The sequence below is a fragment of the Acinetobacter sp. I-MWF genome, from assembly GCF_025433935.1.
Classification (GTDB): Bacteria; Pseudomonadota; Gammaproteobacteria; order Pseudomonadales; family Moraxellaceae; genus Acinetobacter; species Acinetobacter guillouiae.
The window spans coordinates 4,208,956-4,229,919 of record NZ_JAMBAR010000001.1; the positions used below are offsets into that span (position 1 = coordinate 4,208,956).

The 20,964-nt window shown below is 39.8% G+C and carries 16 protein-coding genes; 9 read left to right on the forward strand and 7 right to left on the reverse strand.

What is annotated here, in order from left to right; genetic code table 11:
• The first annotated feature begins 33 nt into the window (after positions 1 to 33).
• The 8 genes from M2R48_RS19470 (at position 34) to M2R48_RS19505 (ending at position 9,406) form a co-directional block, all read left to right on the forward strand.
• Entirely contained in the window at positions 34 to 1,407 is a 1,374-nt protein-coding gene (locus M2R48_RS19470) for an ATP-binding protein (RefSeq protein ID WP_262087193.1), read from the forward strand.
• A gap of 450 nt (positions 1,408 to 1,857) precedes the next feature.
• Positions 1,858 to 4,695, forward strand: coding sequence for a monovalent cation/H+ antiporter subunit A (locus tag M2R48_RS19475; RefSeq protein ID WP_004816694.1), 2,838 nt, complete (start codon positions 1,858 to 1,860; stop codon positions 4,693 to 4,695).
• Between the two features lie 3 nt (positions 4,696 to 4,698).
• Positions 4,699 to 5,064: a Na+/H+ antiporter subunit C gene (locus M2R48_RS19480; protein ID WP_004725457.1), complete on the forward strand. Its 366-nt coding sequence runs from the start codon at positions 4,699 to 4,701 to the stop codon at positions 5,062 to 5,064.
• Positions 5,064 to 6,866 carry a monovalent cation/H+ antiporter subunit D gene (locus tag M2R48_RS19485; RefSeq protein ID WP_262087194.1) on the forward strand — a complete coding sequence of 601 codons (1,803 nt, stop codon included), beginning with the start codon at positions 5,064 to 5,066 and terminating at the stop codon, positions 6,864 to 6,866. Before M2R48_RS19480 ends, M2R48_RS19485 begins: the two co-directional genes overlap by 1 nt.
• Positions 6,867 to 7,388 (forward strand): Na+/H+ antiporter subunit E, encoded by a 522-nt coding sequence (locus tag M2R48_RS19490; protein WP_004816689.1) that lies wholly within the window; start codon positions 6,867 to 6,869, stop codon positions 7,386 to 7,388.
• On the forward strand, positions 7,385 to 7,660 hold the full coding sequence (locus tag M2R48_RS19495; protein ID WP_004816687.1) for a monovalent cation/H+ antiporter subunit F: 276 nt from the start codon (positions 7,385 to 7,387) through the stop codon (positions 7,658 to 7,660). Before M2R48_RS19490 ends, M2R48_RS19495 begins: the two co-directional genes overlap by 4 nt.
• Before the next feature lie 23 nt (positions 7,661 to 7,683).
• Positions 7,684 to 8,064: a Na+/H+ antiporter subunit G gene (locus M2R48_RS19500; protein ID WP_034615073.1), complete on the forward strand. Its 381-nt coding sequence runs from the start codon at positions 7,684 to 7,686 to the stop codon at positions 8,062 to 8,064.
• A 715-nt stretch (positions 8,065 to 8,779) separates the two neighbouring features.
• Complete coding sequence (locus tag M2R48_RS19505; protein ID WP_262087197.1) at positions 8,780 to 9,406, forward strand: riboflavin synthase subunit alpha; 627 nt, start codon at positions 8,780 to 8,782, stop codon at positions 9,404 to 9,406.
• Positions 9,407 to 9,450: 44 nt separating this feature from the next.
• Here the strand turns inward: M2R48_RS19505 and M2R48_RS19510 are convergent, their stop codons facing one another.
• Together M2R48_RS19510 and M2R48_RS19515 are read right to left on the reverse strand one after the other, a co-directional pair.
• Positions 9,451 to 10,341 (reverse strand): metal-dependent hydrolase, encoded by an 891-nt coding sequence (locus M2R48_RS19510; protein ID WP_004725446.1) that lies wholly within the window; start codon positions 10,339 to 10,341, stop codon positions 9,451 to 9,453.
• A gap of 571 nt (positions 10,342 to 10,912) precedes the next feature.
• Positions 10,913 to 11,266, reverse strand: a complete 354-nt coding sequence (locus M2R48_RS19515; RefSeq protein ID WP_056517466.1) for a winged helix-turn-helix transcriptional regulator — start codon at positions 11,264 to 11,266, stop codon at positions 10,913 to 10,915.
• Positions 11,267 to 11,357: 91 nt separating this feature from the next.
• On the opposite strand from M2R48_RS19515, the gene M2R48_RS19520 reads away from it, so the two are divergent.
• The gene (locus tag M2R48_RS19520) at positions 11,358 to 11,906 is read left to right on the forward strand and encodes an NAD(P)H-dependent oxidoreductase (protein ID WP_262087199.1); all 549 of its coding nucleotides are present in this window, start codon (positions 11,358 to 11,360) and stop codon (positions 11,904 to 11,906) included.
• Positions 11,907 to 11,979: 73 nt separating this feature from the next.
• Here M2R48_RS19520 and M2R48_RS19525 read toward each other — a convergent pair whose 3' ends face one another.
• From M2R48_RS19525 to aroK, 5 genes are all read right to left on the reverse strand, one after another.
• On the reverse strand, positions 11,980 to 13,401 hold the full coding sequence (locus tag M2R48_RS19525) for an FAD-dependent oxidoreductase (RefSeq protein ID WP_262087201.1): 1,422 nt from the start codon (positions 13,399 to 13,401) through the stop codon (positions 11,980 to 11,982).
• A 90-nt stretch (positions 13,402 to 13,491) separates the two neighbouring features.
• Complete coding sequence (gene gltB / locus M2R48_RS19530) at positions 13,492 to 17,967, reverse strand: glutamate synthase large subunit (protein ID WP_171527286.1); 4,476 nt, start codon at positions 17,965 to 17,967, stop codon at positions 13,492 to 13,494.
• A gap of 425 nt (positions 17,968 to 18,392) precedes the next feature.
• Entirely contained in the window at positions 18,393 to 19,256 is an 864-nt protein-coding gene (locus tag M2R48_RS19535; RefSeq protein WP_262087203.1) for a hypothetical protein, read from the reverse strand.
• A 16-nt stretch (positions 19,257 to 19,272) separates the two neighbouring features.
• Positions 19,273 to 20,352: a 3-dehydroquinate synthase gene (gene aroB / locus M2R48_RS19540; RefSeq protein ID WP_262087204.1), complete on the reverse strand. Its 1,080-nt coding sequence runs from the start codon at positions 20,350 to 20,352 to the stop codon at positions 19,273 to 19,275.
• Between the two features lie 36 nt (positions 20,353 to 20,388).
• Positions 20,389 to 20,931 carry a shikimate kinase AroK gene (aroK, locus tag M2R48_RS19545; protein WP_004725433.1) on the reverse strand — a complete coding sequence of 181 codons (543 nt, stop codon included), beginning with the start codon at positions 20,929 to 20,931 and terminating at the stop codon, positions 20,389 to 20,391.
• Positions 20,932 to 20,964 lie beyond the last annotated feature (33 nt).

Here is a 20,964-nt window from a genome sequence, read left to right on the forward strand (position 1 = left end):
TTTTTATGCTGTCCGTCAATTTTCAGGTATCCTATGAAACTAGCAGCAATTCATTTTCGCCATACATACCATTTTGCTGATTTAAAAATAGATTTTAATTATAAAAACAAACCAATCAGTTTAATTGTTGGCGAACAAGCCAGTGGAAAAACGGCAATTATTAAAAATATTTACCAAGCTTTGACTTGGTTTCCTGCACGTTTAAAAGATTTGCGCACACCTGGTGTGGTGATGCTCGACCAAGACATTATGTTAGATCGAGTGCAATCCAAAATAGATGTTAAAATCAAATTCCCAATAGAGTTTGGTCAACTCGCAGAAAGCACTGCAACAGCAGAACAAGATCCGCAAACTTGTCATTGGCAATTATATAAAACCTTAAATAGTTCTGGTGTTGGTCTGAGCAAAGTTGACTTAGTACAACTCGAACAATTGGTAGAACGTTATAATCTGGTGCTCAAAAAAGATCCTGTTCAAGGCTTACCTTTAATTGCCTACTACCCTGCTGAACGATTTGTAAATGAAGTGAATATTCTCAATAAAAATAATCCCATTATTTTACAAGCGCACAATGCCTATGAATTAGTACCGATTCCATATACCACCTTTGCACGATTTTTCGAATGGTTTCGCGAAATCAGTGATATTGAAAATGCACAAATCGCACAACTTTTTCAAAGTGTTTTAGCGCAAAAAGAATCTTCAAATCAAAGCGATGAGGATTTTCAAAGTATTTTATTTCAAGCCCGTGCTCAGTTACATGCACCCAGCTTAAAAGCCTTAAAGCAAAGCTTGAGTATTGTCCTTCCTGAAGTCACAGATCTCTATTTAGAGTATCAGCCCAAATTACAACTGATGGTCACTTATAAAAATCAAAGTTTGACTTACTCACAACTGTCGAATACGGTTAAAAATTGGCTGGCCTTAGTCGGTGATTTGGTCCGTCGTATGTGCATACTCAATCCTTTAAGTCTTTATCCTTGTGAAGAAGGTGAAGGCATCTTACTGATTGATCAAATTGATGTTGATTTAGACCAATTTGGCCTTCAGTTAATTCTCGATCGTTTAAATCAAGCCTTTCCTCGTTTACAGATCATTGCCACAGCCAGTCATGAAGAACTGCTTGAGCAAGCCGACGAATATCAATGTTTTAAACTGGATAATAAAAAGCTTTATGAAATCCAGAACAATAAAGTATGGCAAGAATACCAAGATATTTATGCAAACTTGCTCAAAGAAGTTCCCAAAAGCGCTGAACAGGATTTGCTTGAACCCGAACCCAATCTACCAGTAAATGTTCAACACCTTTTTGAGCAATTTAAACACCTGAGTGAAGAACAAAAGACCGAATTAAAACGTTTAATACAGTCTGGTGATGACCAAACGTCACATAAGTTCTTATTATAGAAATAACTCAGCCTATACCCATCAATAGCAGACAGTGAATGATCATCAATTGTGAAACACTGTCTTTTATACTCCATTATCAAATCATGAATATATTCACGTTCATATTCATTGTTCTATAAAATTCCAAACACACTAGATTGATTGTTACCGCACGCTTTTCAAGCAGCAAAAAGTCACATGAAGCGTATAATTACAAATGTTTGCGTAAAAAATGACAAAATAAATTGATGTTATTCTACTCATGTAATAAGATGAAAAAATCAATTTAAATTAGATTTTTCAATGCAAATTGATTTTCTAATCGCTTTCTCAAGTTGCGCAACACAACTCATTTTTTAATTATTAATTTAATTCGGCTTTCAAGATTTAAGTTATTGGATTGTTCCTTGCATTCCTCAAATCCTTGAAAGATAAGATTCACATAGGTTTCACGACCTATTCACGACAATGGATACGCGTGTGCTTCCGATTATTATTCTTTTACCATTAATACTTGGCACTATCGTTGTTCTGTGGCTGAAGCAATTCTCTCGCGGGGTAACAGCTTTAGGGGCAATCGGGGTCAGTTTAAGCAGTTTTATCCTGCTATTGACTCAAGCGAAAACAGTATTAAGTGGACAAGCCGTTTTAGAGCAGTGGCAATGGCTACCTCAAATTGGTATTGATTTTAGTTTCCGATTAGATGCTTTAAGTTTAATTTTTTCATTGCTGATCACGGGGATCGGTACACTGATTTATATCTATGCCTATTATTATCTAAACCCGAAAAATTCTCTGAGTAAGCTCTATGCATTGTTGATGCTGTTTATGGCCGCAATGTTGGGCATTTCTTTGTCGAATAATTTAATTATTTTATTGGTTTTTTGGGAATTGACCAGTATTTCATCGTTCTTGCTGGTGGGCTATTGGAGTAACTACGACGCTGCGCAACGTGGTGCACGGATGGCGCTTACCATCACTGGTATGGGTGGCTTAGCCATGCTGGGTGGCTTTATTCTGATTGGTCAAATCGCAGGAACCTATCAAATTGACCAACTCACCATGATGGCGAGTACAATTCAAAATAGTGGTTTATTTGTTCCCGCTTTATTGTTGATTTTATTGGGTGCGTTTACTAAAAGTGCGCAATTTCCCTTCCATTTCTGGCTCCCCAATGCCATGGCAGCACCAACCCCTGTATCCGCCTATCTGCATTCAGCAACTATGGTAAAAGCAGGGATTTTTCTGGTTGCACGCTTATTGCCAATCTTTGTTGGCTCGGCATTGTTCCATAATCTTGTCACCACAATTGGTCTGCTGACCTTATGTATGGCGGCATTTTTTGCCATCTTTAAAGAAGATTTAAAAGGCTTACTGGCTTATTCAACCATCAGTCATTTAGGCTTGATCATGTGCCTTTTGGGTATAGGCTCACCTTTAGCCGTGGCTGCTGCAGTTTTCCATATTATCAATCATGCAACCTTTAAAGCGGCATTATTTATGCTGGCTGGGATCATTGACCATGAATCTGGTACACGGGATTTAAGAAAGTTAAGTGGGCTTTGGCAACTTCTTCCATTTACAGCAACATTAACCATGATTACCGCTGCAAGTATGGCGGGTGTACCTTTGACCAATGGCTTTATCTCGAAAGAAATGTTCTTTACTGAGTTATTGGCAAACTTATCTGGTGGTTATGTTGTGTTGGCAGCGATTGTTGCGACATTGGCAGGTTTATTTGCGGTTGCTTACTCAGTTCGTCTGGTACACGGTGTATTTTTTGATGGTGATGTGGGGCGTGATGTTCCCAATAAAAATGCCCATGAGCCGCCAATCGGTATGCGAATTCCAGCAATCATATTGGCAACTTTATGTATTTTAGTGGGGATCATTCCGGCACTATTGGTTGAAAACATTGTCAATGCCGGAACACGCGCATCAACACAAATTGCCAGTTTTGAAGGGGTTCATTTAGCCATCTGGCATGGTTTTAATTTACCGTTACTGATGAGTGCAATTGCCTTAATTGGTGGTGTGATTTTCTATTTCGCCTTAGCCAAAGGCGGGCGAATTCGTGAAATTGATCTTGATCCACACTTAGGTCGTTTCCAAGGCAAATTATTATTTGAAGATTTTCTCAAAAATCTCCTGCTGATTTCACGCAAAATTAAGAAAAAAACTGAAACGGGCTCATTACAAAATTATTTATTGTGGATTTTGGCCTTAAGTATTGCCGTGGTTGCCACACCATTGATCAACCAAAATTTAACTACAGGAACACGTGAACTCACACATGCACCCTTTACTGCAATCGTGTTATGGCTGTTATTGTTCTCCGCCTGCTGGATGATGCTGTGGTTCCACCATGAACGTATCAAAGCGGTTCTAATTAGTGGTGCAATTGGTTTGGTCGTAACGATGATTTTCATCACACTCTCTGCGCCAGACTTAGCACTGACACAAATTACCGTGGATGTTGTCACAACAGTTCTGCTATTGATGAGTTTATCACTGCTTCCTCAATTAACCCCTTATGAGTCCAGCCAAACCCGTCGTTGGCGTGATGCAGTCATTGCAATTGGTGGCGGTATTGGTATTGGTTGGATTACTTGGTTAATCATGACACGTGATCATAATTCGATTTCATGGTTCTTTGTTCAGCAGTCAATTCCGTTAGGCGGTGGCTCAAATATCGTCAATGTCATTCTGGTTGATTTCCGTGGTTTCGATACCTTTGGTGAAATTGCAGTATTGGGCATTGCAGCCATTGGTGCGCTGTGCATGATGGATGGGATGCGTGCTCATGGCACCACGATCACTCAAGGCCTGAGCTATCGTTTCAATCCATCGCCGTTGATGTTCCGTATGACTGCTTCATGGGTACTGCCAATCGCACTTGTGGTAAGTCTGTATATTTTCCTACGAGGACATAATTATCCAGGTGGCGGCTTTATTGCAGGCTTAATTACCTCCATGGCATTGGTGATCCAATATATTGCGATTGGACAAGATCAGGCTGAAAAAATGCTGCGTGCTCAATCTGGTCGTTTATACGAAATCTGGATTGGTTTAGGGCTGATCATTGCTGGGCTTTCAGGTCTGGCTTCATGGTTCTGGGCACGTCCGTTTCTTACCAGTGCACATATTTATGTGGAATCAGGGCTGTTTGGCAAATTCCATCTGGCCTCTGCTGCCGGATTTGACCTTGGCGTATACGTCACGGTTGTTGGTGCAGCCATGTTACTCATTTCTGTTTTAGGCGACTCTAGACATTCAAGCATGTCTGGTCCAGTACCCAAGGAGTAATGCATGATCAGTTTAGAATTTTTAATTGCATCTGCGATTGGATTATTGGTTGCCTCAGGAATTTATCTGATTCTTCGTGCACGTACCTTTCCAGTCGTTCTTGGATTAGCCATGATTGGCTATGCAGTCAATATCTTCCTGTTTTCGATGGGAAGAATACAAATCAGTTCACCTGCGATTTTAACCCAAGCCAGCAAAGTCACTGACCCTTTGCCTCAAGCTTTAGTGCTAACCGCAATTGTCATTGGCTTTGCAACGACTGCTTTTATCGTTCAATTGGCATTACGCAGTCGTTATGAGTCTGGGACAGACCATGTAGACACCAAAGAGGAACCGAGTAATTTTGACCCACGTGAGGATGAGCCATAATGACCAGCTTTTTAGATTTTTGGTATGCTCATTCTCCAATCCTGAGTATTTTAATTCCTGCATTTACAGGCTTTATGCTGATTTTATTAGGCAATCCTGGTTCAGGCGCTTTAAAACATGATTGGCGACAACCTTGGCGCCGTGGTATTAGCTTAATCTCGGTTATGCTTGGACTCGCCACTGCGATTGCTTACCTGATTCAAGCCAATACCGGGAAAATCTTTGTTTATCAACTTGCTGAATGGTCTGCACCATTTGGGATTGTCTTGGTACTGGATCGCTTATCGGCGTTAATGCTGGTTCTCACCTACACACTTGCAGCGCCTGTATTGTGGTTTGCCAGCAAAGAATGGGATGAACGTGGGCGTTATTTTCATGCCATGTTCCATCTTCTTTTAATGGGTCTGACTGGTGCATTCTTAACAGGTGACTTATTTAACCTGTTTGTATTCTTTGAAATATTACTGATGGCATCTTATGTCTTGCTGTTACATGGTCAAGGCAAAGCCCGTTTCCAATTAGGTATTCACTACGTCACTATCAACTTACTGGCTTCTGCCCTATTCCTCATCGGTTTAGGTATGATTTATGGCAGTGTGGGCAGTTTGAATATGGCCGATGTCGGTCGTTTATTACCGACCTTGGAACATGATCAACATCGTCTTGCTATAGCAGGTGGTTTGCTTCTATTTGTTGTATTTGGCATCAAAGCAGCCATGTTACCTGTGGGTTTCTGGTTGCCAAAAACCTATGCTGTTGCGGCGACACCTGTTGCTGCTATTTTCACCATCATGACCAAAGTGGGTGTGTATGCAATTTTACGGGTCAATGGTACCGTCTTTAATGATCAGCTTGGTCAAACGATCTTTAGCAATTACTTATTGCCAATTGGTTTAATCACATCATTATATGGTGTGATCGGTGCACTCGCAGCTGAACGCTTACGCCGCTTCGTTGGCTTTATGGTGTTATCCTCAGTCGGAACGATTTTAGTTGCCATTGCCATGTTTAACACACCAGCATGGGCTGCTGGATTGTATTACCTTGTTCACAGTACCATCATTGCCGCTTCGTTCTATTTGCTCTGTGGTTGGATTACTTCACAACGTGGTGCAATGAAAGATCATCTCAAAGTCGCACCAAAGATGAAGCAAGACAAAGTCATTGCCATGACGTTCTTTCTTATCGCTTTGATGATGGCAGGTTTGCCACCATTTAGTGGTTTTTTAGGCAAAGTCTTAATCTTACAGGCAACTGCAAACTTGGCTGCACAAGGCTGGATTATTGCGATTATCTTGATTGTGAGTTTTTTAAGTATTCTGGCATTTACACGAGTCGGATTTATCCTGTTTTGGCGAGCGACGACACCTGAGGACAACCCGAAAGAAGAGGCTTATACAGCTTATCAGGACTTACCTGAGCAAGCTCCTGCACGCAATGACAAAAGCGTTTACCTGCTATTGGCAGGACTGATTGTCTATGTCGTTTGTGCTGCTCCAATTTTAAATTATGTTGAAAAAACTGCGCTGCAAGTTTCTGATGCATCACTTTATCAACAGCGTATTTTAAAATTGGATGGGCATGGTGAAACCATCAGTGTACAACCTTTCGATCCGCACTATGTACCTGAAACAAAATACAATGGTGAAATGGTTGATCCAAATGCACACTATATTCCCTATATTATTAGCCCAGAAACCCTAAAAGGTGAACATATCTCTGAATTTAAGCAACGCCAAATTCAGGGACAAGAACAGCAACAACATGTTGAAAATGCTCAACTCAAGCCTATGGAGCAATAAATGCAAAATAAATCATTATTCGCTCGTATTTTACCGCATCCTTTTGTGTCGGTGATTGTGGCAATGAGTTGGCTGATGTTGAACCATAGTGCTGAAAGCTTTGATTTTGTTGTGGCAATCAGTTTGGGATTAATCATTCCTAAACTGATTCAACCCTTTATCATTCATACGCCCAATATTCATTGGAAAAGCGCCATTCAATTATTTTTTGTGGTGCTATGGGACATCGTCATCAGTAATATCAAAGTTGCTAAACAAGTCTTAGGCCCAACCAAAAATCTCACCCCGAAATGGTTTCGAGTTCCTTTGGAAACCGACCATGAACATGTCAATACTTTATTGGCGATGATCATTACCACCACACCAGGTACAGTCAGTGCTGGGATTGATCAAGAACGTGGTGATATTTTGGTTCATGCACTAAGTTGTGATGATGTAGACGCAGAAATTCAAGCGATTAAAGCCCGCTATGAAGTTCCTTTAATCGAAATCTTTGACCTGCAACGAGGAGCACGTTCATGAGTATTTTACCTTATGCACTTGGTATTTGCCTGCTCGCAGTGACCATCTCCATGTTGTTATGTTTGGTCCGTTTGGTGATGGGCCCTTCTATCGTAGATCGATTACTGGCATTGGATACATTGTTTTTAAATGCAACCTGCTTAGTTGTCATTCTTGGCATTTATTGGGCAAGTACCTCAATGTTTGAAGGCGCATTATTGGTTGCAATGCTGGGCTTTGTTTCAACTGCTGCACTGGCTCGTTATTTTACAACGGGTCATGTGGTTGATTAAGGAGAAAGTACATGGAAAATAATATGCAAATTGTCATGGAAATCATCGTTTCATTCTTCTTGATTGTTGGTGCATTTTTTACTTTGGTGGGTGGCATAGGTATGGTCAAATTACCAGACTTATTTATGCGTCTACATGCACCGACAAAATCCAGCACCTTGGGTTTAGGCAGTTTTTTAATCGCGGGAATGATTTACGCAGCATTTAACAGTCGTTTAGGTTTTGCAGAGTTATTGATCACACTGCTTGCCTTTATTACAGCACCCGTATCGGCAAATTTGATTGCGCAGGCGGCAATTCATTTACGTCTACGTTCAACCTCTGGTGATGTACCTGAAGCGATTAATCGTCCTTTACCATGGCAACGTCAAAAAATCATAAAACAGTTTAAAGATAAGATTTAATTCATTTTCTGACTGATTGTTGATTGGTTGGTTGGCTAAATTAAATTGGACTGCGTCTAGGTACATACTGACTTAGTCCAATTTAAGCCACAATCAAGCTTAGATCGTCTGAAATACATTATCATCAAACTATATAAACTTTTCCCTATAAAATAAGCCTGTACAATCCTTACTGCTATATTCATTCTCTTTTAAAAAATCATCTATAGCCAAACCACCTAATTATTCATACAAGTGATTTTTATCAAGTCATTGATCATAAATAAAGCTTATGTTTTTGTATTAACTTTTAGAAACAGTTAGCTATCAATTCATTTTTTGTACTTTTGAATCATAGATAGTTATTCTACCGCGAGGCGACATGGATGTCGCCGTTGGGCGGGGGTATAGGATGTACCCCTCGCCTAACAAAAGATTTTTGTCACCTTTTCATCTCTGAAAAGTGAGGCATCGCCTACGCAAAGGTATTGAAACTTTGAATGTAAGGTGTGGCATTGCAAACTTTTTTATAATCAAACAATTTTATTTCCCCATGCAATTGATTTAATTAAAAATATTGATTAAGAGAAATTATATGATTGTGTCTGAGTTTTTTGACGGGTTAACTATAAGTATAACTCTAGACTCTTCTATACAACATAAATCTAAAATTCAACCCTAGTCCTCTTCAATGAAATCTGTACAATAAAAATCAGCTAAATAAAAGAGATCAGCGATGTATACAGGTATCGTTCAAGGCTTAGAAAAAGTTGTAAACATCCAACAAGGTGATAATTTTACAACCCTTTATATTTCCAATGAAAATGGCTTTTTAAATGATGTTTTTATTGGCGCCAGTGTTGCAATCGATGGTACATGCCTAACCGCAACAAGTTTTGATACTATTGCAAATATAGCCTCATTTGATGTTTCAGCATTGACCACTTCTCTCACCACATTACAATTTTTAAAAATTGGTGATGAAGTCAATATTGAAAGATCCATCAAAGCTGGCATGGAAAACGGTGGGCACAATATTTTTGGGCATATCGAGGGTATGGCAACCATTAAAGATGTGGTTCATACTGGTGAAACGCTACACATTGATATCGTTATTCCAGATGACAATATCAAATACTTCTTTAAAAAGGGCTTTATTGGACTGCAAGGTTGCAGCTTGACGGTCAATCGTGTGGATCGGAAAACTAATGAAATTTCGGTGGATTTAATCCCCGAAACCTTACGTTTGACGACATTTAAATATATCCAAATTGGTGGCAAACTCAATTATGAAATTGACCAAATGACCCGCACTATGGTCGATACTTTAGAAAGTATCCATCAACGTCAGCAAGAAAACTAAAAGAGCCAATCATATAAATTAGCCCTTTGATCTAAAGCATTGTCTTAACTATATAACGGCAGGTGCACTTCTTCTTGGAAACTTTCCATTCCATAATCATCTGCCAGCTTTTCTTTCCAGTACGCCACAATCTTCGAATAATCAATTTCATCCGGATGAAAGTCAGATTTGTAATAAGATAAATATTCAGGAATCAATGAAATCAACATTTTAGAAATCATATATACCCCAAAGATATTTTGCGGCACTTTAGGTAAACTTTTCCTCCAGTCTTGCATAAACAAACGGGTAGCCGAATAAAACGTTAAACTTGCAAAACCCGTAGTCACATTACGCATCACTGTACGACGAGTACGATCATCTTTATAAATCGCCTGATATACATCAAATGCCACTGCACGATGCTCAATTTCTTCGATTGCATGCCACACCCAAAGTTTCACCGCATCATCATCCAGAGTACTTAAAACTTCAGGATGACGAAGAATATAGCCACCCAATAAGGCAGTAAAATGCTCAAAAGCTGCGGTAACAGCCAGTTGTAATTTAGGATGTACACTTTTAATCAGTGCATCTCGACGCGCTAACCATGCTTGGAAACTGTCTAAGTTATAATCATCACGGCGCCATGCATCATTGAATTCTGTATGGGCTTTGGAGTGCATGGCTTCTTGACCAATAAATGCTGCAATTTGCGCTTGCAATTTTTCATCCGTGATTTTGTCACGTACATTACGCACACTATGTACAAAGAACTGCTCACCAATCGGAAATGTTGAAGAAAGCGCAGTCAATAAATGTGACATAACAGGAGAATTGGCAAAAAAATGTCTGCGAATTGCTTTTGGGTTAAAGCTTGGTTTACGGACTTTAATACCAATAGCTTTAGGACGATTTAAATATGATTTTTCTGCCGTCGCTTGAACTGTTGACATAAGGATAATCCTACATTTGTCTGAATTTAAGCTATATTGGCACAATCTCAATATTTGTATATTGCAGAATCATCCACACAGTTGACCTAAAATATCATTTTCAAGAAAACACATGGCTCAATTGAAAACTTAAAAAAATTAAAAATATAAATTATTGATATAATTAAACTTATTAAAAATAAATATATTTCTTATCTTCACAAAAAAGTGCTTTATCGTGTACACAAAGCCTAAAATCGAGATTTATAAGCATGCTTTTATTGACTTAAATGACATTTTTCAATCAGATTGAATTGTATTTTAATTTTTAAAACAATCACATAGGATCTATTCAAAATTAGAACTCAATTTATAAATATTTACGCTTGCAACGTCATATAAACATTCAACAAAAAAGCATGTGTTTTATAGAACCCAAACAAACATGATTCGTCTAGTAACTTTTTTGTATTAAAAAACAAACTGTTGCTTTAGTATGATTGGCAAATTTTATTGTTAAATTGCACTTTTCATCGCTTTCCATAGCCGATTTGAGCATTAAAACTGCTTCTTTCAACGCCTTCACTTTGAATCAGTTTTGCTCTGAAAAGCCATGTGCCCAAGCAGATAAAGCATCCAGTACAGGTATAAATGTTTGACCAAATGCAGTTAATTCATACACCACTTTGACTGGAGGCTTGTCACCAAATACGGTTCTGGAAATAAAACCATTCTTTTCCAATTGCTTAAGTTGCAAACTTAAGGTCATTTCTGTGATATCTGGCATATCACGCTTAAGTTGATTAAAGCGTTTTGACTCCTCCTTTAGATAATAAAGAATCACGGTTTTCCATTTCCCACCGATTAAATCCATCACCATACTAATCGGACAATGATAGGTCTTATCGTGAAAGGTCACTTCACAGGTGTTTTGCTCAGTATTCATTTTTTCTGCTAGCTATCAAAATGGATAGTTATTGTACATAAAAACTATAATATTTATATTCACTATAATTTTTATAGTTGGAAAAACCAAGATGGCATTACTGATTTTAGCGCATCCCAGTTTTACTGAATCTGTCGCAAATAAAACCATTGTCGATGAATTATCAAGAACTCAAACTGATTTAGAAATTCGCCATATCCATGATTTATATCCAGATTATCAAATCGATATTACTGCTGAACAAAGCGCGCTATTAAGACATGAGCTGATTATTTTACAATGTCCTATGTACTGGTTCAGTATACCTGCCATTTTAAAAATTTGGTTTGATCAGGTATTTACCTATCAATTTGCCTATGGTTCTAAAGGAGACAAGCTTAAACATAAAAAGCTTTTGCTGAGTATGACCATTGGTCAACCTGAGCAGAATTTTAGTACGGAACAACAGCATTCATTATTAGAGGACTTTTTATCTCCAATTCAAAAATCAGCACTTTATACCGGAATGGAATATTTAGAACCCGTGTTCTTATATGATATTTCAACTGTTTTAGGACATACGCATACTGAAATAAGAACTCGAGCAAAACAACATAGTTTAAAGTTAAATCATTATCTGCAAACGATTGACTCAGATTAATTTTTTGAGTTTGTTGCATTAAAAAGCCCGCATGACTGCGGGCTCTTAAATAGATGTTATTTAATGTCTAAAATTAAACATCAAGATAATCTAAAATTCCTTCAGCAGCTTCACGACCTTCCCAGATTGCAGTCACCACCAAATCAGAACCACGTACCATATCTCCGCCCGCAAAGATTTTTGGGTTAGAGGTTTGGAATTTGAATTGTTGTTTTTCAGCTGCAATGACTCGGCCAGAACCATCTAACCCAATATTTGCATCTGCAAACCATTCTGCTGGGCTAGTACGGAAACCAAAAGCCAGCAATACCGCATCTGCGGGTAAAACTTCTTCAGAGCCTGGAATCGGTTCAGGGCTACGACGACCACGGCTATCTGGGTCACCCAGCTGGGTAGTCACAACTTTTACACCCGTCACTTTACCGTTTTCACCGACGATTTCGATTGGCTGACGGTTGAACTGGAAGTCTACCCCTTCTTCACGCGCATTCTTCACTTCACGACGTGAACCTGGCATATTTTCTTCATCACGACGGTAAGCACAAGTTACTGACTCTGCACCCTGACGGATTGAAGTACGGTTACAGTCCATTGCAGTATCACCACCACCTAAAACGATGACTTTTTTGCCCTGAACACTAATGTATTCAGATGGATCTTTTTCCCAGCCTTGTGTACGATTAACATTTGCAATCAAGAAATCTAGTGCATCATAGACACCATCAAAATCTTCACCTGCAAAGCCACCTTTCATATAGGTATAGGTTCCCATACCCATAAATACAGCATCATAATCAGCAAGCAATTGATCGATAGTGATATCTGTACCAATTTCAGTATTTAAGCGGAATTCAACACCCATGCCTGTGAAAATTTCACGGCGGCGTTTCATTACATCTTTTTCCATTTTAAATTCTGGAATACCAAATGTAAGCAATCCACCAATTTCAGGACGCTTGTCAAATACAACAGGTTTTACTCCATTACGGACTAAAATATCTGCACAACCTAAGCCTGCTGGACCTGCACCAATAATGGCAACTTTTTTGTTGGTCCATTTTACCGATGACATATCTGGACGCCAGCCCAAAGCAAAGGCAGTATCGTTGATATATTTTTCGGCATTACCAATGGTCACAGCACCAAAACCATCATTCAGGGTACAAGCACCCTCACATAAACGGTCTTGCGGACATACCCGACCACATACTTCAGGCAAAGTGTTGGTTTGATGGCAAAGCTCAGCTGCTTGGAAAATACGTCCTTCTGCAATCAGTTTTAACCAGTTTGGAATATAGTTATGTACGGGACATTTCCATTCACAATACGGGTTACCACAGCCTAAACAACGGTGGGTCTGGTTTGCTGCAACTTCCGCTGTAAAAGGTTTATAAATTTCCACAAACTCTGCTTTGCGGACATTAATATCTTTTTTCTCTGGATCTTGGCGTGCTACATCCAGAAATTGAAAGTCATTATTCAGGCGTTCAGCCATGTCTCTCTCCGTGGGTGAGCGTGGATAACTTCATTCGCTTGTGTATATCTGCGAAGTTATCCACACCTACCTAAAATTTGAGTAGTGGAATTATTGTGGATCTGCTTGAGTTGTTTTCAAAAGCGTTTGTAAATTAGCCGCTTTTGGTTTCACCAGCCAGAATTTACGGCTATAGAAATCAAACTCGTTGCGAATCTTGTACGCCCAAGCACTACCTGTTTCAGCAATGTGTTCATCTAAGATACGAAGTAAGAATTCTTGATGTTCTTCCATCGCTTCTGTAGAAATACGGTTTAATTCAATTAATTCGTGGTTGTAGTAATCAACAAAGTCGTTATCTAAGTCAAGTACATAAGCAAAACCACCAGTCATACCTGCACCAAAGTTGTGTCCAACTTTACCCAGTACAGTCACGATACCGCCTGTCATATATTCACAGCAATGGTCGCCTGCACCTTCAATGACCGCAAACGCGCCAGAGTTACGTACAGCAAAACGCTCACCCGCTGTACCCGCAGCAAATAATTTACCGCCTGTCGCACCGTACAAACAGGTATTGCCGATAATTGCCGTTTCTTGAGTTTGGAATGGTGAACCTTTTGGTGGGAAGATCGATACTCGACCACCTGCCATACCTTTGCCCACATAGTCATTTGCATCACCTTCAAGGCTGATATGCAAACCACCCGCATTCCAAACACCCAATGACTGACCCGCAGTTCCTTTTAAATTCACTTTAACAGGATGTGCTTCCATACTGAGGTTGCCATAACGTTTGGCAATTTCACCTGAGAGACGCGCACCAATTGAACGGTCACAATTCCCCACAGTAAAATGGAACTCACCACCAGTACTTGCTTCAATCGCAGGTAGCATTTCTGCCACCATTTTCTCGGCAAGAATACCTTTATCAAATGGTTCATTGCCTTGTACTTGGCAATATTGCGCTTTGCCTTCCGCAGATGGGTGTGATTCTAACAATGCACTTAAATCTAAATGCGCATGTTTATCCGTTTCACCCGGCAACATCTCAAGTAGATCAGTACGACCGATCAAATCTTTCAATGATGCAACACCTAAAGCAGCCAACCATTCACGTGTTTCTTCCGCAATAAAGTGGAAGAAATTAATCAGCATTTCTGGCTCGCCAATATAATGCTCTTGACGTAAATGATCTTGCTGAGTTGCCACACCTGTTGCACAGTTATTTAAATGACAAATACGCAGATATTTACACCCAAGCGCGATCATTGGGGTAGAACCAAAACCAAAGCTCTCCGCACCTAAAATCGCGGCTTTAACCACATCTAGACCTGTTTTTAAGCCACCATCAGTTTGTACACGTACTTTACCACGCAGGTCATTGACACGAAGTGCTTGATGCGCTTCTGAAAGCCCCAATTCCCATGGCGAACCTGCATGATGAATAGAGGATAAAGGTGAAGCCGCTGTACCGCCGTCATATCCAGAAATGGTAATGAAATCTGCATAGGCTTTTGCAACACCTGCTGCAATTGTTCCAACCCCAGGCTCTGATACTAACTTCACAGACACCATGGCTTGTGGATTGACTTGTTTTAAGTCAAAGATTAGCTGTGATAAATCTTCAATAGAATAAATATCATGGTGTGGTGGTGGTGAAATCAAAGTCACTCCTGGAACCGAGTAACGTAAACGCGCAATTAAGCCATTCACTTTACCACCCGGTAACTGACCGCCTTCACCTGGTTTTGCACCTTGCGCTACTTTGATCTGTAACACTTCAGCAGATGTTAAATATGCAGGTGTTACACCAAAACGACCTGAAGCAATTTGCTTAATTTTAGAGTTACGGATGGTGCCATAACGTGCAGGATCTTCACCGCCCTCACCCGAGTTCGAACGACCACCAATCGTATTCATTGCGATCGCAATGGCTTCATGTGCCTCTGGTGACAATGCACCTAAAGACATGCCAGCGGAGTCAAAACGTGGCAGAATTTCTTCTACGGATTCAACTGCTTCTAATGGAATAGAATGATCAGTTTTGAGTTTTAATAAGTCACGAATTGTCGCAATTGGACGTGTGTTCACCAACTCAGCGTATTCTTTAAAGTCAGCATAATTCCCTGAACGTACAGATTTATGCAACGCATTGATCACATCTGGATTAAATGCGTGGTATTCCTTATCAAAGACAAACTTGAGCAAACCACCTTGTTCAATTGGCTTACGTGCTTTCCAAGCAATATCTGCTAGTTTTTTTAAGTCATTTTCAAGGTCAATGAATGTTGCACCTTTAATACGGCTTGGCACACCTGTAAAGCACTTACTAACAACTTCTTCAGATAAGCCGACTGCTTCAAATAACTGTCCACCACGATAAGATGCGACTGTTGAAATCCCCATTTTTGAGAGGACTTTGAGTAAACCTTTATCAATACCTTTGCGGAAATTCGCTTGTGCGTGAATTGGATCACCCAATAATTCACCTTTTGCAATCAAATCATTGATCACATCATAAGCCAAATAAGGGTAAATCGCAGTTGCACCAAAACCTAAGATCACGGCAAATTGATGCGCATCACGTGCAAGTGCAGTTTCAACAATGATGTTTGCATCGGTACGTAAACCAGCATTAATCAAGAAGTGATGAATTGCACCCGTCACCATTGCTGCATTTGCAGGTAAAAAGCCTTCACGGATTTTACGATCTGAAATGACCAATAAGGTTTTGCCATCACGAATCGCTTGTGCAGCTTCTTCACAAATACGTGAAATCGCAGCTTCAAGACCTTCAGCTACAGGATAATTCAAATCGATATCTGCAATTTCGTAACCTTTACGACCAAGGGTACGAATCTGATGCATTTTAGAATTTGAAAGGACTGGGCTCGATACAATTAAACGATCTGCATGCTCTGGACCTTGTTCAAATACATTTTGCTCACGACCAAAACAGGTTTCCAATGACATGACAATTGATTCACGTAATGGATCAATCGGTGGATTGGTCACTTGCGCAAATTGTTGACGGAAATAATCTGTCACATGACGTACTTGACGAGACAATACCGCCATTGGTGTATCATCACCCATTGAACCGACAGCTTCCTGTCCACTTTCAGCGATTGGACGAAGCAGTTGATCACGCTCTTCAAATGTCACCATAAACATTTTTTGAGCCGCTTTAAGGTCATCACCTTTTAGGCCTTGATCACACAAATATTCTTCAAGCTCTGGACTACCTTGCAAGCGAACTGAGTTTTCACGTAACCATTCACGGTAAGGACGCATTTTTTTCAGATGATTGCTCACATCTTTGGTATCGAGCAATTTTCCAGTCAAGGTATCAATCACTAGGATTTGACCAGGACCTACACGACCTTTAGAGATCACATCTTCAGGTTCATAACCCCAGACACCAATTTCTGATGCCAAAGTGATATAACCATTCTTAGTGATCACCCAACGTGCAGGACGCAAGCCATTACGGTCTAGCATACAAATCGCATGACGACCATCTTGGATCACTAGACCCGCAGGGCCATCCCAAGCTTCCATATGCTTAGAGTTGAATTCATAAAACGCGCGTAAATCCGCATCTAATGTTTCAACGTTTTGCCACGCTGGTGGAACAAGCATGCGTAATGCACGGAATAAATCCATCCCGCCACCCACAAGCAGCTCAAGCATATTGTCCATACTTGATGAGTCTGAGCCTGTACGGTTTACAATTGGACTCAGTTCAGTAATGCCTGGCAATAATGGATTTTCAAATTTTGGTGTACGTGCCACTGCCCAGTTACGGTTTGCAGTAATGGTGTTAATCTCACCATTATGTGCCAAATAACGGAACGGCTGTGCCAATGGCCAACGGGGTAAAGTATTAGTCGAGAAACGTTGATGGAACACAACAATGTGTGAGTCCAAACGTTCATCAGCAAGGTCTGTATAGAATTCTGCAATATATGCAGGCATCATTAAGCCTTTATAGGTGATCACTGTAGAACACAGTGTGGTCACATAAAAATAGGGATCAGCTGTTAATTGTTGTTCTGCACGACGACGTGCCATAAGTAACTTACGGTTAAATTCAACCTCAGTCACACCCATTGGGCAATTGACAAAAATTTGTTCAAATGCAGGTAAAGACTGCATTGCGATTGAACCCAAGGCATCATTATTGGTTGGAACGATACGCCAACCAATGACTCGGCAACCTTCTTCTTCAATTTCATGGGTTAGAATTTGCTTTGCATGAGCCGCAAGTGCTGGATCTAAATTTAAAAATATCGTCCCGACCGCAAAAATTTCACTCAGTGTAATGTCACTGATCTTTTTTGCTTCTTCACGGAAGAATGCTTTAGGCATAGCCAAGAGCAAGCCACAACCATCACCGGTCTTACCATCTGCGGCAATACCACCACGGTGCGTCATACAGCTTAGACTATGAATCGCGGTCTTGACTAAATCATGACTCGCATCACCCTGCATATGGGCAATCAAGCCGAAACCACAGTTATCTTTAAACTCATCCGGTTGGTATAAACCTTGAGCGGGAGCTACAGTGTTAGGCGATGGCATGTGCATAGCGTACCCTTCTTTCTACATAGGCCCATGAAAGGGCGAAAAACATTCGAACACTCAATTACGATTTTTAAGTATTTTCTTAGCTCAAGTAAACCACTGAGTCAGAATCGAATACCAGTCTGTTTTTACTTTAATTGCAAGATTGTTTTACAACTTCCGCACTGAAATAAAGCACTCAATCAGACTTAAATCGCACACCAACTGAATCATTTCGCTCCAAAACAGGGACAATCAACTCAATTAGCGCAACAATAAAGCAAAAAATATGCCAAATTTTATTTTTGTTCACCAAATCACTAAAAGATAGTGAAATAAAGATATTCTTTAAAATTCTAAGCGTCTTATAAAGGCATTTATAGCACCATTTTTGTGCAAATATAAAATTAAATAATTAATTCTGCTTCATTTTAGAGCTAATTTTAATTGAATGGATCACTGACTTCATGCTCAGCTGGCTTTTTATCAGCAGTAGCACCGGTTTCTTTATTGTTGCTTGAAGGCTGTGCACGAGATTGTGACTTTTGTACATCTACCACATTGCCAGATGCATCACGACGGGTAATTGTGGTTTTGGTGGTCTGATTTGCAGGAGCTGAACCTGTTAAAGAAGACAATGCTGATTTTGCTTGAGCCAATAGCGTTTCATCAACTACAGGTAAAGGTGCAGATTTTAATTTTACTTGATAGAGTTTATTTGCACTTGCCATTTCATCTGAGCCCAGATCATTGACTAAAGCACTATATTTTTCAAACTGGATCGCTTGAGGATGAATAGATGCAGGCAATTTTAAATTTAATTGTTGTAACTGGCTCTTGGCCTGATCATCACTTTTAAATAGACCATAGGCTAAAACATATTGCTCTGCTTGATCTTCACCGCTTAAACGGAAATAAATAAAATTTTTACGATCCGCTTGTTTCTGTAAAAAGCCCAAGATGACATCTTCATCTGAGGTCTTAAATAGCTCTATGGTCCAAGCTTTCTTATTTTCTTGAAAAAATTTTGTACCACGAAATTCTGCATCATGGCTACCCGCAGTCACAATACGTGTGGTCATTTCAAGTGGACGTACTTCATCCATCAAAGCGCCTAAATGCGATGTCGCAGCAACTTTTTCAGGTTGAATTTGAACTTGGGACTCTTCAATCGGATTGACCACAGTGACCAGATCTTTGGTGTCGGTCACTGCCCAAAAAATCAGTGCCACCAAAAGACAGATTAATCCACCAACCAACCAAATATATTGTCGAATATTTTGCCAATTTGTACGAATTGCTGCCATTTGGAACTAACCTTTTCTATAACTGATTCGCGAGAATCGCTTGCTTCATCAACTCAACATCAAAATCTTTAGTAATGATGGCTTGGCCGAGTTGTTTTATCAATATTAAACGAAGTTGACCATTTAATACTTTTTTATCATGTGACATATATGCCAAAAATTCATCGAGCGGAATTTTAGGACATGCTACAGGTAATTGGGCACGTTGTATGATTTTTTTTGTACGTTCCAGATCATCGGATGAAATCCATCCCATACGCTGAGACAAATCAGCAGCCATCACCATACCCGTTGCAATTGCTTCTCCATGCAACCACACCCCATAACCAAGATATGATTCAATGGCATGACCAAAAGTATGGCCTAAATTCAATAAAGCACGTTCACCTTGCTCTTTCTCATCATTGGCCACAATTCTTGCTTTATGCGCACAAGAACGATAAACCGCTTCAGCCAATAATTCTGGATTTTGGGCAATCAGCCCATCCATATGCTCTTCTAACCATGCTAAAAAGTCTAAATCACCCAGTAACGCATATTTAATCACCTCAGCCAAACCTGCTGAAAGCTCACGTTCAGGCAAGGTTTTGAGTTGTGCCATATCAGCCAAAACCACTTGAGGTTGCTGAAATGCACCAATCATATTTTTGCCTAAAGGGTGATTAATTCCGGTTTTTCCACCAACACTCGAATCTACTTGAGACAATAATGTGGTCGGAACTTGGATAAAATACACGCCTCGTTGGAAACAGGCTGAAGCAAAACCAGCCATATCACCAATCACTCCACCACCTAAAGCCAAAACCGTACAATCACGATTAAAACCAGCTTGAAGCAAAGCATCAAAAATCAAATTGAGGTGCTGGATATCTTTATATTTCTCACCATCAGGTAAAATACATGTTTTAACCTGCTTACCCAATTGTTGAATTGCATCAACATAGTGCGACAAATACAAAGGCTGAACTGTGGTATTTGTAACTATCATCACTTGATGTCCCTGAATATAAGGTTCAAGTAATGATTGAGGATTCAAATGACTACCAATAAAGATTGGATAACGACGTTCACCCAGTTCAACATGTAAAGTTTGCATGATTCTGCCAAATAACAATGAATGATAATTTACTGACTAAATAATTTCTTTTGAAACGATTAGTTGCAATATTCTCAGCGCTAAATCTCGCGCAGCACCCTGATTGGTTTCAATAATATAATGTGCAACATCTCTATAAAGTGGATCTCGTGCTTTAAGTAGATCCTTTAACTTTTGCTCAGGATTCTCGACTTGTAATAAAGGACGATTTTTATCTCGATGTGTACGTAATAATTGGATTTCTACAGGAGTATATAGATAAATCACAATACCTCTATGTTTGAGATATTCTCGATTCATGGCTTGAGTGACAGCACCACCGCCTGTTGCAACCACTAAATTTTTTTTTGATGTGAGTTCATCAATCACGATTGTTTCTCTTGTACGGAAACCTTGCTCGCCTTCTTTTTCAAAAATCCAAGGAATAGATGCCCCAGTTTTTCTTTCTATTTCATGATCGCTGTCTAAAAACTCACGACTTAACAGTTCCGCTAGATGCCGACCAACTGTTGTTTTTCCTGCTCCCATGGGCCCTACCAAATAAATATTTGGTAGGGTTTCCAACTCTTTGCTTGGCAAGGAGTCACCTATCGAATTGCTTTCATTGAAAGT

Coding starts and splice junctions, on each gene's coding strand:
- M2R48_RS19470 (WP_262087193.1), top strand. CDS start 34: ATGAAACTAGCAGCAATTCATTTTCGCCATACATACCATTTTGCTGAT.
- M2R48_RS19475 (WP_004816694.1), top strand. CDS start 1,858: ATGGATACGCGTGTGCTTCCGATTATTATTCTTTTACCATTAATACTT.
- M2R48_RS19480 (WP_004725457.1), top strand. CDS start 4,699: ATGATCAGTTTAGAATTTTTAATTGCATCTGCGATTGGATTATTGGTT.
- M2R48_RS19485 (WP_262087194.1), top strand. CDS start 5,064: ATGACCAGCTTTTTAGATTTTTGGTATGCTCATTCTCCAATCCTGAGT.
- M2R48_RS19490 (WP_004816689.1), top strand. CDS start 6,867: ATGCAAAATAAATCATTATTCGCTCGTATTTTACCGCATCCTTTTGTG.
- M2R48_RS19495 (WP_004816687.1), top strand. CDS start 7,385: ATGAGTATTTTACCTTATGCACTTGGTATTTGCCTGCTCGCAGTGACC.
- M2R48_RS19500 (WP_034615073.1), top strand. CDS start 7,684: ATGCAAATTGTCATGGAAATCATCGTTTCATTCTTCTTGATTGTTGGT.
- M2R48_RS19505 (WP_262087197.1), top strand. CDS start 8,780: ATGTATACAGGTATCGTTCAAGGCTTAGAAAAAGTTGTAAACATCCAA.
- M2R48_RS19510 (WP_004725446.1), bottom strand. CDS start 10,341: ATGTCAACAGTTCAAGCGACGGCAGAAAAATCATATTTAAATCGTCCT.
- M2R48_RS19515 (WP_056517466.1), bottom strand. CDS start 11,266: ATGAATACTGAGCAAAACACCTGTGAAGTGACCTTTCACGATAAGACC.
- M2R48_RS19520 (WP_262087199.1), top strand. CDS start 11,358: ATGGCATTACTGATTTTAGCGCATCCCAGTTTTACTGAATCTGTCGCA.
- M2R48_RS19525 (WP_262087201.1), bottom strand. CDS start 13,401: ATGGCTGAACGCCTGAATAATGACTTTCAATTTCTGGATGTAGCACGC.
- gltB (WP_171527286.1), bottom strand. CDS start 17,967: ATGCCATCGCCTAACACTGTAGCTCCCGCTCAAGGTTTATACCAACCG.
- M2R48_RS19535 (WP_262087203.1), bottom strand. CDS start 19,256: ATGGCAGCAATTCGTACAAATTGGCAAAATATTCGACAATATATTTGG.
- aroB (WP_262087204.1), bottom strand. CDS start 20,352: ATGCAAACTTTACATGTTGAACTGGGTGAACGTCGTTATCCAATCTTT.